13 protein-coding genes are annotated in these 15,044 nt (G+C 49.2%); 3 read left to right on the top strand and 10 right to left on the bottom strand.

Annotated elements, in window-relative coordinates; translation table 11 throughout:
• Nucleotides 1-16: 16 nt before the first annotated feature.
• Entirely contained in the window at nt 17-313 is a 297-nt protein-coding gene (locus V7723_RS19860; protein ID WP_443024265.1) for a DDE-type integrase/transposase/recombinase, read from the top strand.
• A 77-nt stretch (nt 314-390) separates the two neighbouring features.
• Here V7723_RS19860 and V7723_RS19310 read toward each other — a convergent pair whose 3' ends face one another.
• The 10 genes from V7723_RS19310 to V7723_RS19265 form a co-directional block, all read right to left on the bottom strand.
• Entirely contained in the window at nt 391-1,038 is a 648-nt protein-coding gene (locus V7723_RS19310) for a TetR/AcrR family transcriptional regulator (protein WP_335686136.1), read from the bottom strand.
• Complete coding sequence (locus V7723_RS19305) at nt 1,035-1,793, bottom strand: enoyl-CoA hydratase/isomerase family protein (protein WP_335686135.1); 759 nt, start codon at nt 1,791-1,793, stop codon at nt 1,035-1,037. Before V7723_RS19305 ends, V7723_RS19310 begins: the two co-directional genes overlap by 4 nt.
• Before the next feature lie 121 nt (nt 1,794-1,914).
• Nucleotides 1,915-3,378, bottom strand: coding sequence for an FGGY family carbohydrate kinase (locus V7723_RS19300; protein WP_335686134.1), 1,464 nt, complete (start codon nt 3,376-3,378; stop codon nt 1,915-1,917).
• A 1-nt stretch (nt 3,379) separates the two neighbouring features.
• Entirely contained in the window at nt 3,380-4,915 is a 1,536-nt protein-coding gene (locus V7723_RS19295; RefSeq protein ID WP_335686133.1) for an FAD-binding oxidoreductase, read from the bottom strand.
• Nucleotides 4,916-4,921: 6 nt separating this feature from the next.
• Nucleotides 4,922-6,601 carry a glycerol-3-phosphate dehydrogenase/oxidase gene (locus V7723_RS19290; RefSeq protein WP_335686132.1) on the bottom strand — a complete coding sequence of 560 codons (1,680 nt, stop codon included), beginning with the start codon at nt 6,599-6,601 and terminating at the stop codon, nt 4,922-4,924.
• 52 nt (nt 6,602-6,653) lie between these two features.
• Nucleotides 6,654-8,732 carry a CoA-binding protein gene (locus V7723_RS19285; protein ID WP_335686131.1) on the bottom strand — a complete coding sequence of 693 codons (2,079 nt, stop codon included), beginning with the start codon at nt 8,730-8,732 and terminating at the stop codon, nt 6,654-6,656.
• Between the two features lie 124 nt (nt 8,733-8,856).
• Entirely contained in the window at nt 8,857-9,906 is a 1,050-nt protein-coding gene (locus V7723_RS19280) for a branched-chain amino acid ABC transporter permease (RefSeq protein WP_335686130.1), read from the bottom strand.
• 4 nt (nt 9,907-9,910) lie between these two features.
• On the bottom strand, nt 9,911-10,783 hold the full coding sequence (locus V7723_RS19275) for a branched-chain amino acid ABC transporter permease (protein ID WP_335686129.1): 873 nt from the start codon (nt 10,781-10,783) through the stop codon (nt 9,911-9,913).
• Nucleotides 10,784-10,839: 56 nt separating this feature from the next.
• Nucleotides 10,840-11,553: an ABC transporter ATP-binding protein gene (locus V7723_RS19270; RefSeq protein WP_443024264.1), complete on the bottom strand. Its 714-nt coding sequence runs from the start codon at nt 11,551-11,553 to the stop codon at nt 10,840-10,842.
• A complete protein-coding gene (locus V7723_RS19265) occupies nt 11,550-12,344 on the bottom strand; it encodes an ABC transporter ATP-binding protein (protein ID WP_335686127.1) in 795 nt (264 codons plus the stop codon). Before V7723_RS19265 ends, V7723_RS19270 begins: the two co-directional genes overlap by 4 nt.
• Nucleotides 12,345-12,699: 355 nt before the next feature.
• Here V7723_RS19265 and V7723_RS19260 point away from each other — a divergent pair, with 355 nt between their 5' ends.
• Together V7723_RS19260 and V7723_RS19255 are read left to right on the top strand one after the other, a co-directional pair.
• Nucleotides 12,700-13,923, top strand: coding sequence for an ABC transporter substrate-binding protein (locus V7723_RS19260; protein ID WP_335686126.1), 1,224 nt, complete (start codon nt 12,700-12,702; stop codon nt 13,921-13,923).
• 243 nt (nt 13,924-14,166) lie between these two features.
• A complete protein-coding gene (locus V7723_RS19255) occupies nt 14,167-14,862 on the top strand; it encodes an IS6 family transposase (protein ID WP_335686125.1) in 696 nt (231 codons plus the stop codon).
• The last annotated feature ends 182 nt before the right edge of the window (nt 14,863-15,044 follow it).

Raw genomic sequence — 15,044 nt, 5'->3', positions numbered from 1 at the left:
CGCACCGTCGCGAATTATGACAGATAAACTAAAATCTTATCACAAAGCGTTCCGAACTTTAGGCTTAGTCGCTGAACACATTGACGACAAGCAATCGAACAATAGGGCAGAGAACTCTCACCTCCCAGTACGACGAAGAGAACGAAAAATGCAGAAGTTTAAGTCACCGGGATCCGCTCAAAGATTTCTCAATATTCAGTCTGCGACTTACAATAGCTTCTACGTTCAACGTCACCTAATAAACCGATTTCACCTAAAGCAAAGTCGCGCTGAAGCATTTTGCATTTGGGCAACTGCAACCGCTGCTGCCTAAAAAATGTCGCTGAGGTTTCTTCGCGCCTATCGAAAGTTAATGTGACAATGCCCAAAGAACAGCGAATCAAATATCTTCTAGCCTTCGCTGGGAACAGAGTTTGGTTCTTCTGGACCAGACATTCCCCCATCAAATAGAATCTGAAAGCTCTTTTCAACCCGTGCGTCAAGATCCTCAAGGTCGATATCGAGGTCGCGAGCAAATATTTCACGATATATCGCGTAACCATATACTGCCGCCGCGTAGGAGGCGTGCAGCGCTTTTAGATCTTCTACGTCTGGAAGCAAGCCCATTTCGCGATCCCGTTCGAGCAGTATGAGCGTCGTTTCAGCATTTGGCATAAGATCGGGTGCCGACGAACCATCAAGATGCAGCAATGTCGTTAAACGTAGTGTGTCGACGATATCCAGCGTCGCGCGGAGCGCGTGAGCCACACGTTCTCCCAATTTCATCGGTTTAGTTGGCGTCCGGTTCTCTTGTTGTTTGTCAATCATTCGTCGGCGAATGGCAGATCGTAACAAGCCTCGTCGTGTTCCAAAATGGTGATAGACCAAGCCCCGGTTCACTTTTGCATGCTTGGCCACTTCATTAAGGTTGATCCCACTTAAAACACCTTCCTTTTCGAGAATATCCAAGACAGCGTTTTGAACCCGGGTCACCGAGTCATCCGAATTTCCATTCGGGCTTTTGTTTGTCGGATCTCTGTCTTTATTCTTTGCTTTCATAATTCCTCGAATGAGCTGTCTATTTTATTTCCCCGAAGTGGGCCAAGCAAAATTGGTCCATCCATATCTTCAAGGTTTCCTAATGAAGCTGTGGAGGAAATTGCACGAAATTGTCGTTTTGTCAAATAAAGGGCTTCGACCTCTATCTGCAGAAATTCCTCTATTTTACCTGATACAAAATTACTGAGCATACCCTCATCAACAGCAGCGTTACACAATCCAACATCTATCGCCTCTTTCCCGGATAGCGTTTTCAGCGAAGCTAGCATGTCCCAAGCTCTTGATGTGCCGATAATATTTATTAGCCTGTAAAGTGCGCCCCATCCCAGCGGCAGGCCAAGTTTTAACTCGGGCAGCGAGAGGCTGGCATTTTCTGCCGCAAAACGCATGTCGCAGCACATCGCGAGAACCAGCCCACCGCCAACGACATGCCCGTGTAGCTGTGCAATTGTAAGGGCATTTGTCTTCGTAATCTTCTGGGTTACCTGGTTCCCGATATTAATCGCGTGTTGCGCTTTTCCTTCATTCGTTTCATTGGAGTTGTAACCGGGGTAATTACGGCGATCTGCGCCAGCGCAGAATGCTCTTCCTTCTCCACGTAATAAGATGATACGTGCACCATTTGCATCAGCTATGCGGAAGGCCTCGCCCACTCGTTCCAGCGCATCGTAATCGAGCGCATTAAGAGCTTCAGGACGGTCGAGAATCACCGTCGCGACATCCCCTTCGTGACTATAAGTCAAATGAATAGTCATTTTGCACTCCATCTAATCTGACGGCTTTCTGAGAAATCCAGCGCGTATCGTTCGTTCATTTGGTCTTATTCCTTATTTCTTAAACAAAACTTGCTTATTGAGTCGCCCAAGAAGGATCAATTCAGCTCGAGATCAGATCCAACCGGATTTTACGGCGGGCATCGTCCTCCAGAACAAGGTCAATCGCGTCAGCCCAGGCTTTGCGGTCTGCCGGTATGGTGCCCTCAGCGGGTGCTATCGCCGCAGCAGTATCCGCCTCGGTTTCCACCGGCAATACCCGGCCTAACGCCTGGAAAGCAAGAATGGCTACCCCAATAGTTGTTGATTCAACATGTATCGCGCGGTGCAAGGACCTATTAGTGGTTGCCTTGAGGATTGAGCAAAATGCGGCGCTGTTTGACAAACCTCCATCAATGCTGATGTTGGTCAGGTTTTCTTGAATATCTGCCTCGATGCGGTCGAGAACATCGGCTGTCGCGCAGACAATACCATCGAGTACAGCGCGAACCATATCCCCTGGCTCATCAGAGCTCGACAGTCCCATAAATGCGCCGCGCGCCGTTGACTTCCAATATGGCGCACCCAAGCCATCAAGAGCCGAGACGAATATGGCCGTTCCGGATTTATGGCACGGATCAACCAGATTATCGATAGATCCGGCCTTGCCCAGAACACCCAGCCGGATCAACCATTCAATGGCCGAACCTGCCGAAAATATTGCTGTTTCAGCACCATAGATTACACCGGCCTGAGTACTGTGAGCGATATTGGCAAATGCTGATCGCGTGGTCTCTGCCAATGGCCGAGAGCCAACGATGGTGTTGATTATACCGCCGGTTCCAAAAGTAATCTTGGCTGTTCCCTGATCTACACATCCCTGCCCCATAAGCGAAGCTTGCTGATCACCAGAAATGGCAAGAATAGGAGGGCTGCCTGGCAATGCGTTTGCGTTACCGAAGGGCCCGGTGCTGGGCAGTGGGTACGCCAAAATATTCCGTGGAATGTTCAACATCTCGGTAAGTTCGCTGTCCCAGTCAAGCACGCTCAAGTTGAAAATTCCTGTGTGAGAGGCGTTGGTATGATCTGTAATATGTAGTTTGCCTGAACTGAGTATCCAGGCAAGCCATGTGTCAAGCGTACCACCACGAATCCGCCCTGCATGGGCAGCCTTTCTGTCCGGATCGATACTGTCAAGCAACCACCGCAATTTGCTTGCGCTCAATCCAGGAGTATGGCGCACGCCACTGGCGCGTAAATCGCGGTCTAATTGCCGAGTGCGTCCGTCCGACCAGCTCAACACAGGCCCTATAGGGTCTGAGGTTTCAGCATCCCATAACAAGCAACTCGCTCTCTGCGTTGCAAGGGCTATTCCCATCAACGCCTGTTCGTTACTCACCGCACGCGCTGCTTTAAGCACGGTTTGGGCGATCACGTTACCATCCCACACGACTTCACCTGGCCTTTCGCGAAACGTCGGTAAGGCGGCCCGGAATTTGGTAAATACGTTGCCATGCTCATCGACCAGGGAAAGCCTAACGCTCGTTGTACCCAGGTCGATTACGAGAATGGCGTCACCTGACATCATCTCAGCCCTTAATCTTGGGTGCTGTATCAGCCCACTCAGGCGGCGGGCCAAACGGGCTATCCAACCCCATCTTGCCGGGATTAAGGATACCGTTCGGATCCATGCTCTGCTTCAAACCTATCAGAACGTCAAAACTGCTGCCCAGTGCCTCCTTCATGAAACGACTGCGGGCCAGGCCGATGCCATGGTGATGGCTGAGATTTCCGCCGAGACCAAAAACAGTTCTTGCCGCCGCATCCCAGACGTCACGATACCAGCGCGGTCGTTCATTAATATCGGGACGGCCACCAAACATAAAATACAGTCCAGCCCGGTCACCATAAGCATGAGAGAGATGTGCAGTCGCAGTTCTTGTCCCTTCAACGGCGAACATTGCTGCAGTGGTTTCATGGTAGATCTGTGCCAAAGCCGACCAGGGCGCCGTGATCTCCATTGTATCCGGCGCTCTATCTTCAATCAGCGGTTCAATGGATTTCACCTGATTACGGTGCGACATCCAGCCGTCAACCAGGTCCGTATTGAGAGGCTCACCGTCACATTCTTCCAGCACAGCTGTCCAGCCACCATCCACCACTGAACGATCACCTTCATCGCGCAAAAGCAAAACATGCAGATCCTCGGTGCCAAAATTACGGTGCGATTCCACATCATCATAGAGCCGTACTACGGCTGGATTTGCACCGCGACGCATGAAACGGCGGATGGCATCAACACCGTCATCAAAACTCTTGAACCCGATTGCAGCACTCCGCGTATAATCCGGTAAAGGGCGGATATGTAATCGCGCCGAAATGATAACACCCAGCGTTCCCTCAGAGCCGACGAAAAGCTGGGTTAGATCCGGCCCGGTCGCCGATTGGGCATAGTCGCTAGTTTCTATAACCCGGCCATCTGCTAGTACTGCGGTTACACCTTTTGTAATGTCAGCCATCGTCCCGTAGCGAGTGGACATCTGTCCGGCTCCGTTACAGGCTATCCAGCCTCCGATAGTAGAAAGTGCCACCGACTGCGGCCAATGACCCGCTGTGTAGCCTTCCTTTTGCAGAGCTGCTTCAAAATCATCCCCAAACGTGCCTGCAAGCACGTCCACTGTAAGATCATCTTCGCGCAGATCTGCAATGCCGGATAGGAGTGTGCAATCCAGCACCACACCACCAAAAACCGGCAAGGAATTTCCGAGCACACCACTACGGCCACCAGAAGTTGTGACGGGCGTCGCAGTTTCGTTGCAAAGTGCCAAAATAGCCGAAATTTCCTCGACACAGGTCGGCCGTACAACCGCGGCTGGCAGGCGCGCAACTCTTCCCGTAGTTGCCCAGACCATGCCAAGGGGCCACCAGTCGCGAGCAGCGTCAATAAGGTTTTTTTCGTCAACAAATACGTTGGAACAAATTTTTTCCAGTCGCGCCAACAGCTTGTCGTCAATAGGGGCGACTTTTCCGCTCAAAGTCTCATTAATTGTTGCCAGACGCAATCCAGCGCCGCCAGGAGCAGGTTCAGGGAGTCGAGCGGAAACGGGTATCGGTGACTTTTTCACGTTAAATTATCCTTTAGAAGTTTCATTATTCATCGGTTCCGGAAGATGATTTGCAAGTACACCCAGCTCACTACGGAGCACCGTCTTGGTCTTGCCCAGTTCAATAGCCCGGCGGGCTGCGGACCAGTTCGTCCAGTCCATAATCGACGACGAAATCTCATCAATGTTGGAAAGTAGTGCACGCCCGTCGTAAAGTCCCACACGAGTGCGCCGCAATAGGACGTCAGACAAATTACATCCCATTTCTGCGTGCAAACCCCAAATAATCTCAGCCAAAAGTGTCTCGTCATTCGGCGTTACGCACTGTCCGAGTGCTGGGTCGACAGAAACCATTTTTTTTATCAAGGCAGCACGATTGCCATAACGCTTTTCCAGACGTTCGCCGCCTTTTATATGGCTGGCGCTTGTGTAATGACCGTGCAGTTTAAGTTTTCGCGTCATGCATGGACGCTTCAGCCCTAAAATCTCGCCAACAATATCAACTGTATGCTCTGACATCTCGCGATAAGTGGTGAGCTTACCGCCCATAACGGAAATGAACCCCTCACCATCTTTAGAAATCTGATGTTTACGAGACAAATCAGAACTTCTGGATTTGTTGTCATTGGCCAGAAGTGGACGAAATCCAGCCCAACCGCCGGTCAGATCGCACGCCTTGAGCGGTGTGGTCAAATGCTTGTTGAGACCTGTTAGAATGTAGTCGATATCGAAATCGGTCACCGTAGGATGATTGATGTCGGCGGGCTCATTTGCTTCGGTTGAACCGATGTAACTGAAATGCCCTGCATCAACAACCGATACCGTGCGCTTGTCGCTAGCAATTGGAATACTGACCGCTACATCGTTACGCAGCGCATCTGAGCGGACTACAAGATGCGCACCTTTTGCCGGTGCGAGTTGTTGTTCAGTCTGCAAGCCCGAGCGTTGGACAAATTTATCTGACCAAATGCCAGTGGCATTTACAATAACACGGGCACGTACCGTAAACTGATTGCCGTCGGTGTTAATAGTCGCCACACGGCCACCATCATAAAAATCCGATATCTGATCACAGCTCGCATAATTGAGAATGGTTGCACCATTTTCGACAGCGCTTGCAAGAACAGCCAAGGTTAGGCGAACGTCATCCGCGCGCAAATCATAGAAAATGTAACCTCCGCCAATCCGGTTCATATCAAGTGACGGCATATGTGCCTGCACCTGATCCCGGCTTAGACGCTGGTGGCGTTTTCCAAGTCGCCAGGCTCCGGCAAATTGATAACTCCACAAGGCGCCGCCAAGTGCACGTGACAATTTGGGATTAATGAACCCACCCTTCAGAAAAAGCGGGATCATGAACGGAAGCAAACTGACCAGATGCGGGGCGTTGCGTTGTAATCGGTAGCGTTCGCGCAAAGATTCTCTCACTAACGCAACATCACCTGTCTGCAGATATCTAAACCCGCCATGGATCATTTTAGAAGATCGCGACGAAGTTCCCGATGCGAAATCATCCATTTCTACAAGCGCGACGGATAGTCCTCTTGTTGCTGCATCCAAGGCCACGCCTGCTCCAGTGATGCCGCCTCCCACGACCAATACATCCACTTCAGAGCCAGCCATTCTGTCGCGGTTGCTCTCGCGATCTGCTAACGGTTGACCCGAAGTCAATTTAAAAACTTCAGCTATAGTGGAATTTTTGTGCATTTATTATTCTGACATACCTTACTTGATTTCGGCTGTGTTCTTTTATAAGAAACTAATTACTGATTTCATCGACGATGATTAGAGCGTCTAGGGCCATAAATAAGCCTTTACTGTTCTGAACCATGGGATTTATATCGATTTCGGCCACGCGGTCTGTACGCAGCAATCGCGCTATTGCGTCAATTACCGGGGTAAGCGTCCCTGGGGAAAGCCCGTAGTTTTTTTCTACTCTTCGTGCGAATTTAATTTGTGTGTTGTCATCAGTATTAAGCATTAGAGTCTCACGATGACCCGGCTCAGTTTCTATATTGACGCCGCCCGATCCAACCATAAGTATCGGGCCAAATCGCGGGTCATTCAGGCCCCCAATTCCGATTTCGGAATCGAAACTGATCATGGGTTGAACAATCAGACATCTGTTCGGATCATTGGATAAAGTATCAAGCCGATTTCCGAAATCTCGTAATATATCGGGTAGTTCATCCACCTGTATGCCGACGCTGACGAGACTATGCTTATTGCGATGGGCGATATCATGAGCATTGGCCTTGACGACAAGCGTCTGCCAACCCCGTCTTACGACTTGGGCAATTATATCATCGAAATCTTTTGTTGAACCGGAAACCGATTCAACAACGGTCAGACCCAACGCATCCAATAACTGTGCACTTTCAAGTTCTGTGATGGTCCGCTGAGGGGGGGAAATATTGGGTAAGATGACGCCCTCACCGTGCCGGTTTGTCCAGGTTCCCGCTTTTCCCGAACCGATGCGCATCTGCGCCTTCACCATGCGCACTCCTTCACCCATCGAGGTTGCCAGAATGCCGGGCGTTGCGACCAGAGGTAAACCGTCTGCGGGGGCGATCTGCCATATGAAAAGGGTAGGCTTGGACATCTCTGAACAATAATATGCAATTGGAGCAACCTTTTCCGCGATCATATCTCCAAAAGCAAAATACACGACCAGAGCATCAATATCAGCGTCCGCTTCCAACGCCTTCAATGTTGGCTCCACCTTGTCAAGCGTCGCTTCCCAGCCACCGCCAATATCAATTGGATTAGCGTCACCCGCACCTATCATGCCTATCTCAGAAATTGCACTGCGGGTCGTATCTGATAAAGACTCGACGCGCGCACCTTCTTCAACCAAACGATCCGCCAATACCGTCCCTGCGCCACCGGAATTCGACAAAATACAAACGCGCGGGGCGGATGGTAATCTCCAACCACGCTCAAGAGCCGCCAAAACGGGTTTTACATCTTCGTCATCTCGGATACGAACAATCCCAAAATCCCGGCAGAGCGCTGCAATATTGGAGTCGTTTCCAGCAATTGCTGCCGTATGCGAAAGCGCCGCGCGTTGCCCCGCATCTGAGCGCCCACCGCTCAACACCACAACATGTTTACCTAATTCTGAAGCACGTGTTGCAGTTTTTGCCAACATCTCAGGATCACGCAGGGTTTCAAGGTACAGCATTACAATTTTTACTTCGTCGCGCTCAATCATTTCGAGCGCGATCGCACTAGCTGTGAGAGTGGCTTCATTTCCGACGCTTATGAAGTGCGAATACCCCACACCTGCTTCCTCGACGCACCGGCTTAAGACCAGCCCAAGGGCACCAGATTGTGCTATTAGCGCCACGGGACCAGGAGGTAGCAAGGCATTATTGAGAAACGGGGCGGCAGAAATTTTAACATTGGTAATGCGATTTGAGACTCCAAAACAATTTGGTCCCAACATCACCATATCACCGGCCGCCTCAACAAGCTCTTCTTGCAATGCTTCACCCGCTTCACTGGACTCAGCAAATTCAGAAGCAAAGACGACTACTGCCCGTGCCCCGGTTTCGCGCGCCTCGCGCACAATACTTAATGCCGATTTGGCAGGCACACAAATTACAACGAGATCCAAGCCAGATTTCTCATGAAGAGATTTGACAGTTTCAACGCCGGGGAATTGATTATGAGGGTGAATAACAGAAACATCGCCCTGATATCCGCCGTCGATGAGCACACGTACCACGCGATGACCCCAGGAATGCGGATCCGAAACGGATACGCCAACTACTGCGATTGAAACGGGCTCGATGAGTGGCCCAATATTTAGCCTTTGATCACAACTTGAATACAAAGCGACCTTCCCTTGCTCCGGGGGTTGAGATTAAACATAGATGATGAGTTAGATTTAACGTTTCGTCAATAATTATTATCACTATGTCAATTAACTTTGATTATGAACATTAAAACTCGCGATTTCAGCGCGCCAGCCTGTTAATAACCACGCGAACTAAACCGGCGGCCCCCGATGGCATTACATAGACGCCGATGATCAAGAAGACGCCATAAACCGCCCAGGACAAGGCCTTGCCGTCAGTTTGTCCGGTTAGGCTCGCCACCCATTCAGAAATATTCGGTATCAACAGAACAAAGAAACCGCCAAATATTGCTCCAGGGACCGAGGCTACGCCGCCTACAACCAGACCAACAAGAAAGGTAATTGCCAGCAGGAACGTAAAACTGTCAGGGGCAACGAATTGAATAATGATGGCGCTGAGCGCGCCGGCAATACCAGTATAAAAAGCACTGACACCAAAAGTGATCGACTTATACATGGCGGTATTGATACCCATCGCCTGAGCTGCAATTGGATTATCACGAATGGCGATCATGGCTCGTCCGGTGCGTCCGCGAACCAAATTCCAAGCTGTTATAAATAAAACTATGGTAACAACTAGGACAAAGAAATAGAGAAATCTATCATCACTCAACCAACTGAAGGGCGATTCAGGCTTATCCAAATCAATTCCCTGGACACCTCCGGTCAGCCATTCAAAATGCTTGTATTTGAGCAACTGGGGCATTGCGGTCGCCAAGGCAAATGTCGCAAGAGCAAGAAATAGGCCTTCCAGCCGTAAAGCGGGAAGACCAAATAAAAATCCGACGATCAAACAGACCACGCCGGCGGGAATGATCGTCCAGTAAAATGGCACAGCCCAGAATGACATCATGATCGCAGCGGTATAGGCACCAATGGCAAAAAATGCACTGTGACCGAGAGAAAACTGACCCGTAAATCCGGTCAGCAAATTCAACCCCAGAATTGCTATGGCAAATATCAGCGCCTGCGTTAATTGAAATACATCAAAATTATCGACCACGAAAGGAGCGATAATTGCCGTCGCCAGAGCGATGACAATCCAGGTTTTCTTCCATACCGGCAATCGGATACCAGCAACTGCCAACTGGTTTTTTGGATCTTGAGGAAAGCGGTTAGTGCCTTGTGGCATGTTTAATTCATTTCTCATTGCGCTACACCCTGTTTACAACGACGCGACCGAACAAACCGGACGGGCGTACCAGCAACACGCCAACAATTATGATGAGCGCGAAAGTAAGTTTCAAATCACTGCCTATCAGATAAGTGCCCGCCAGATTTTCAAGCACCCCGACGAGAAAACCACCTGCTACGGCGCCGCCCGGCGAGGTCAGGCCACCAACAACGGCTCCGGCAAAGCCGTAAAGCAGAATACCCAGCATCATGTTTGGCTCCAAGAATACCACCGGCGCAATCAGCATACCCGCCACAGCACCAATGGCAGCTGCCAAACCCCACCCAAGTGATAACATCCGTTTGACGCTTATACCCACGAGACGGGCGGATTCCGGGCCTGCAGCCGCCGCCCGCATCGCCAAGCCAATTGGTGTGTATCGGAAAAACAGATAAATTAACCCCAACATGACCAATACTACAGCGATCATTCCCACCTGATGCGATCCGATCAAGTTTGAATCGATCAACTTGTCATCCGGGAAGGGGCTCGGAAACGACTTGATTGTATAGCCCCAGATGAAGCCCGACAGTGAATTGAAAATTGAGAACAATGCGATAAATACGATCACATGACTCAGCACTGGTGCATTGCGGATCGGTGCGAAAACTACACGTTCTATAGCCATACCACCAACAAAAGAAATTATGATGCAAAAAGGAAAGGCCAGCCAGAAAGATAGGCCCCAATCCATCATCTGCCAGGCAATAAAGGTCGAGAACACTGCCATTTCTCCCTGTGCAAAGTTAAAGTGATCTATCGCCTGATAGATCATCACCACGGCAAGTGCAACACAGGCGTAAATGGCGCCCGAGGCAAGGCCACTAAATGTCTGCGAAAGAAAAAGATCCATGTGAACTCCGGCTCGTTTGTGGTTATTCTTGCCTTATAATGAAAGTGATATCGGCTTTAATACCCCAGATAGGATTTGCGAACTTCGGCGTTTGAGGAGATTTCATCGGTCGTTCCCGACATTACGGCACGTCCGGTTTCCAGCAGATATGCATGATCCGCCAGTTTCAGTGCTAATGTGGCATTTTGCTCAACCAGCAACATGGAAACCCCCTCTTCCTTGTTGATGGTTCTGAGGATACTAAACAACTCGCGCACTATCAGCGGTGCCAGACCAAACGACGGCTCGTCCAATAACATCAGACGCGGCTCCAGCATCAAAGCGCGACCTACCGCCAGCATTTGCTGCTCGCCACCTGACAATGTACCCGCTTGTTGGTTTCGACGTTCCTTCAGGCGCGGAAAATAGGTGTAAACCCGCTCCATCCGATCTGAAATCTTCCTGCGGTTATGGATCGTATAGGCGCCCAAGCGCAGATTTTCTTCAGTTGTGATACGAACGAATGTACCTCGGCCTTCCGGCACATGGGCGATCCGTAGTCGGACAATGCTTTCGGTGGACATGCCATCCAGGTTCCGTCCGTCAAATATCCTCTGGCCGCTTGTCTGTACCAAGGCGCAAATGGCTCGCAAGGTGGTGGTTTTTCCCGCGCCATTGGCACCTAAGATGGTTGTAATGCCGCCCTCCTGGAGGCTAAAATCCAACCCATGCAGAGCCTTTGTATGACCATAATAGGCTTCCAGATTTTTCACTTCCAGCAACGCCATTATTCTTCCTCTCCCAGATATGCGCGAATAACTTCCGGATTTTGCTGAACTTCCTGCGGTGTACCTTCGCCAATCTTTCGGCCGAAGTTGACCACAACCACCGTATCGGAAACTGACATGACCAAACTCATATGATGCTCGACCAACAAAATGGTTACACCACGATCATCGCGTATTTGTCGGATCATGCGCCCCAAGTCTTCCACTTCGTCATGATTTAGGCCACCTGCAGGTTCGTCCAACAGCAACAATTTAGGCTTGCTCGCCAGCGCGCGACCAAGTTCAACCCGTTTTTGGGTACCAAATGGCAAATCACCTACTGTCGCATAGGCAACATCCATTAGATCCAGGTACTTGATCAATTCCCAGGCGTTTTCTCGAACCCGAGCGTCCTCTGATTGCACCCATGGAAGCCAAAGAGCATTTGACAGGAAGCCACTGCTACTCCTGGAATGGGCACCAACCATAATGTTATCGAGCACCGACATTGTTGAGAAAAGAGCCAAATTCTGAAATGTACGCCCGACACCCATATTCACCATTTCATGGGGTGTTTTGCTAAGTATTGAACGTCCGTCAAAGCGAATGTCACCAGAATTTGGAATGTAAAGACGGCTCAGACAATTGAATAATGTCGTCTTGCCCGCTCCATTAGGCCCAATCAAACCGACGATTGTACCGCGTGGCGCGTCAAAGCTGACGCCGTCAAGGGCCGTGATCCCACCAAATCTAACAGCGACAACATCCACCTCCAAGAGTGGGTCGGTTGAAGAACTGGCCTCGGAATTGTTCATATCAAATCTCGTATTTTCCGGTTCGTCCCACGACTCGCCGATGGCAGGTTTTAACGAATGCAGTTTCTAACATTAAGGTTCATGTTATGAAGGAAAATTACATTATGTCAATTAATTTTAACGTTATGTTTTTTTCATATGTGAAATTTCATTCTCAGCAAGCGATTGAATTACCTGTGTAATATTGAACTAATATTGCGAAAAAAGGCGTGTATAAACGATTTGATAATTAAAATTGACATTATGTCTATTTATATTCACAATAAGAAAGTTCGCAATTTGTCTTGTTTTGGAGCTTCTTCCGAAATTTGCATTTGGATGAACGTAAAAATATGGCAATCGGGAGGAATTAATCATGAACCTGCGAAAAAATATATTTGTGACGGCCGCTGCTGCCCTGGCAATTGGCCTTGGTGCAAGCGCTGCACAAGCGGAGCCGAAATACGGCCCCGGTGTCAGTGATACTGAGATCAAACTCGGCGGAATCCATCCTTTTAGCGGGCCGGTTGCTGCCTATGGCATACTTGGCACAGCCATATCCGCCTATTTTGAAAAAGTGAACGATGAAGGCGGTGTCAACGGTCGCAAGCTGGTCTATGTTGATCTCGACGATGGGTATAGTCCTCCAAAAACCAAGGAGCAGGCTAGGCGTCTCGTCGAAAAAGACAAGGTGCTAGCGATCGTTAATCCGCTTGGCACGCCAACGAACTCCGCGATCCACAAATACATGAACAAGAATAAGGTTCCGCATTTGTTTGTTTCTTCTGGTGCAGCAAAATGGGCACAACCTGAGAAATTTCCGTGGACGATGGGCTTCCAGCCGACTTATGCCACCGAGGGCCGCGTCTTCGCGAGGTATGTACTAGAGAATAATCCGAACGCGAAAATCGGTATCCTTTATCAGAACGATGATTATGGTAGAGACTATGTAAGTGGCTTCAAGGAAGTACTCGGCGATAAAGCCGATACTATGATCGTTTCCGAGCAGACTTATGAAGCCACAGATCCAACTGTTGATTCACAAATCGCCAATTTGAAGGCGGCTGGCGCCGACGTATTTTTTAATGTCAGCACCTCTAAATTCGCGGCAATGGCAATTCGCAAAGCCCATGATATCGGTTGGAAGCCTCTACATCTTCTGAATTCGGTTTCCGCTTCTGTAAACGCGGTTATGAAGCCAGCCGGCTTCGATAAATCTGAAGGCATTATTACCATTCTCTATATGAAGGATCCTACAGATCCGGCTTGGGCGGACGACGCCGAATATAAGGAGTGGTTGGCATTTATGGAAAAATACTATCCAAAAGGTGATCGCGACAATTACCTCAATGCCCTTGCATACGCAATTGCACAAACAACCGTGCAGACACTTGAACAAAGCGGTGATGACTTGACCCGGGAAAACGTTATGAAACAGGCCGCAAACCTGAGGAATTTCCGTGCCAAGATGGTTCTGCCCGGAATATTTGTTAACACCAGCCCAACCGATTATGCACCATTGGAAGCCGTACAACTCCAGCGTTTTGAAAATGGCCACTGGGTCCGTTTTGGCGAGATCATTTCTGCTGAAAGTTCCTAAGCAAACTAAATTGAGACAGAAAGGGGCCGCTGAGATTCAGCGGCCCCTTTTGCTTCATTAAGGCATTGGGCATTGTCAGAGGAAAATGGCTTGAGCCGTGGCGATGCTGGATTTACAATTTCTAAATGAAAAATCCATTCCGTTATTTCAAAACATCTCCAGAAATCATCCGGCTAACAGTCATGATGGTGTTATCACATTAACTTAGTGGTGAGAAAACTGATGATGCTCTAATCTCCACCGATGAAAAAGATATCTTATTCCCGGCATCGTTTTCCACCTCACATTATACAGCATGCCGTCTGGCTGTATGCTCGATTTACGCTGAGTTATCGAGATGTCGAAGACCTCCTGGCAGTACGTGGCCTGGATATTTCATACGAAACAATTCGACGATGGTTTCTAAAGTTTGGAGAGCCCATTGCTCGAAATCTGAGATCAACCCGCCCTACTCCCAATGATATTTGGCATTTAGATGAAATGGTCATCGTCATTCGAGGAAAACGACACTGGCTCTGGCGTGCCGTCGATAATGAGGGTGAAGTCCTGGATTTCCTCGTACAATCAAAGCGGAACACAAAAGCTGCCTCGAAATTATTGCGCAAATTATTGAAGAAGCAAGGCTTAGCGCCAACCAAAATCATAACAGATAAACTGAAATCCTATCACAGGGCATTTCGAACCTTAGGCTTAACTGCTGAGCATATCGACAACAAGAGATCAAACAATCGAGCTGAGAACTCGCATCTCCCAGTACGGCGAAGAGAACGAAAAATGCAGAAGTTTAAGTCACCAGGATCCGCTCAGAGATTTCTCAATGTTCATTCCGCCGCCTACAATAGCTTTTACTTTCAACGTCACTTAATCAACCGATCGCGCCTCAAGGAATGTCGCGCTGAAGCATTTGGCGTTTGGGCAACCGCAAGCATCGCTGCTTAAATAATTCCACTGAGGTTTCTCTGCGCTTTTAGCAAGTTAATGTGACAACGCCGATATCTGGCCAGCAGCTTGTAATTTCGGCTTGGACTGGCCGATCCAGATATGTTGACAGCGCAACGAAACTCTTAGTTCCGCGTACACCCGGCAACACATAAAGCTGCGATAAGAAACTTTCCATTGCT

The sequence above is a fragment of the Sneathiella sp. genome, assembly GCF_036960985.1.
Classification (GTDB): domain Bacteria; phylum Pseudomonadota; class Alphaproteobacteria; order Sneathiellales; family Sneathiellaceae; genus Sneathiella.
Note: the sequence above shows the minus strand (reverse complement) of the source record. Positions and strands in the feature narration are given on the sequence as shown.

Excerpts from the sequence above, each read along its gene's own strand:
- V7723_RS19290 (WP_335686132.1), bottom strand. The coding sequence starts at position 6,601 with ATGCACAAAAATTCCACTATAGCTGAAGTTTTTAAATTGACTTCGGGT.
- V7723_RS19280 (WP_335686130.1), bottom strand. The coding sequence starts at position 9,906 with ATGAGAAATGAATTAAACATGCCACAAGGCACTAACCGCTTTCCTCAA.
- V7723_RS19305 (WP_335686135.1), bottom strand. The coding sequence starts at position 1,793 with ATGACTATTCATTTGACTTATAGTCACGAAGGGGATGTCGCGACGGTG.
- V7723_RS19260 (WP_335686126.1), top strand. The coding sequence starts at position 12,700 with ATGAACCTGCGAAAAAATATATTTGTGACGGCCGCTGCTGCCCTGGCA.
- V7723_RS19275 (WP_335686129.1), bottom strand. The coding sequence starts at position 10,783 with ATGGATCTTTTTCTTTCGCAGACATTTAGTGGCCTTGCCTCGGGCGCC.
- V7723_RS19860 (WP_443024265.1), top strand. The coding sequence starts at position 17 with ATGACAGATAAACTAAAATCTTATCACAAAGCGTTCCGAACTTTAGGC.
- V7723_RS19310 (WP_335686136.1), bottom strand. The coding sequence starts at position 1,038 with ATGAAAGCAAAGAATAAAGACAGAGATCCGACAAACAAAAGCCCGAAT.
- V7723_RS19265 (WP_335686127.1), bottom strand. The coding sequence starts at position 12,344 with ATGAACAATTCCGAGGCCAGTTCTTCAACCGACCCACTCTTGGAGGTG.
- V7723_RS19255 (WP_335686125.1), top strand. The coding sequence starts at position 14,167 with ATGAAAAAGATATCTTATTCCCGGCATCGTTTTCCACCTCACATTATA.
- V7723_RS19300 (WP_335686134.1), bottom strand. The coding sequence starts at position 3,378 with ATGATGTCAGGTGACGCCATTCTCGTAATCGACCTGGGTACAACGAGC.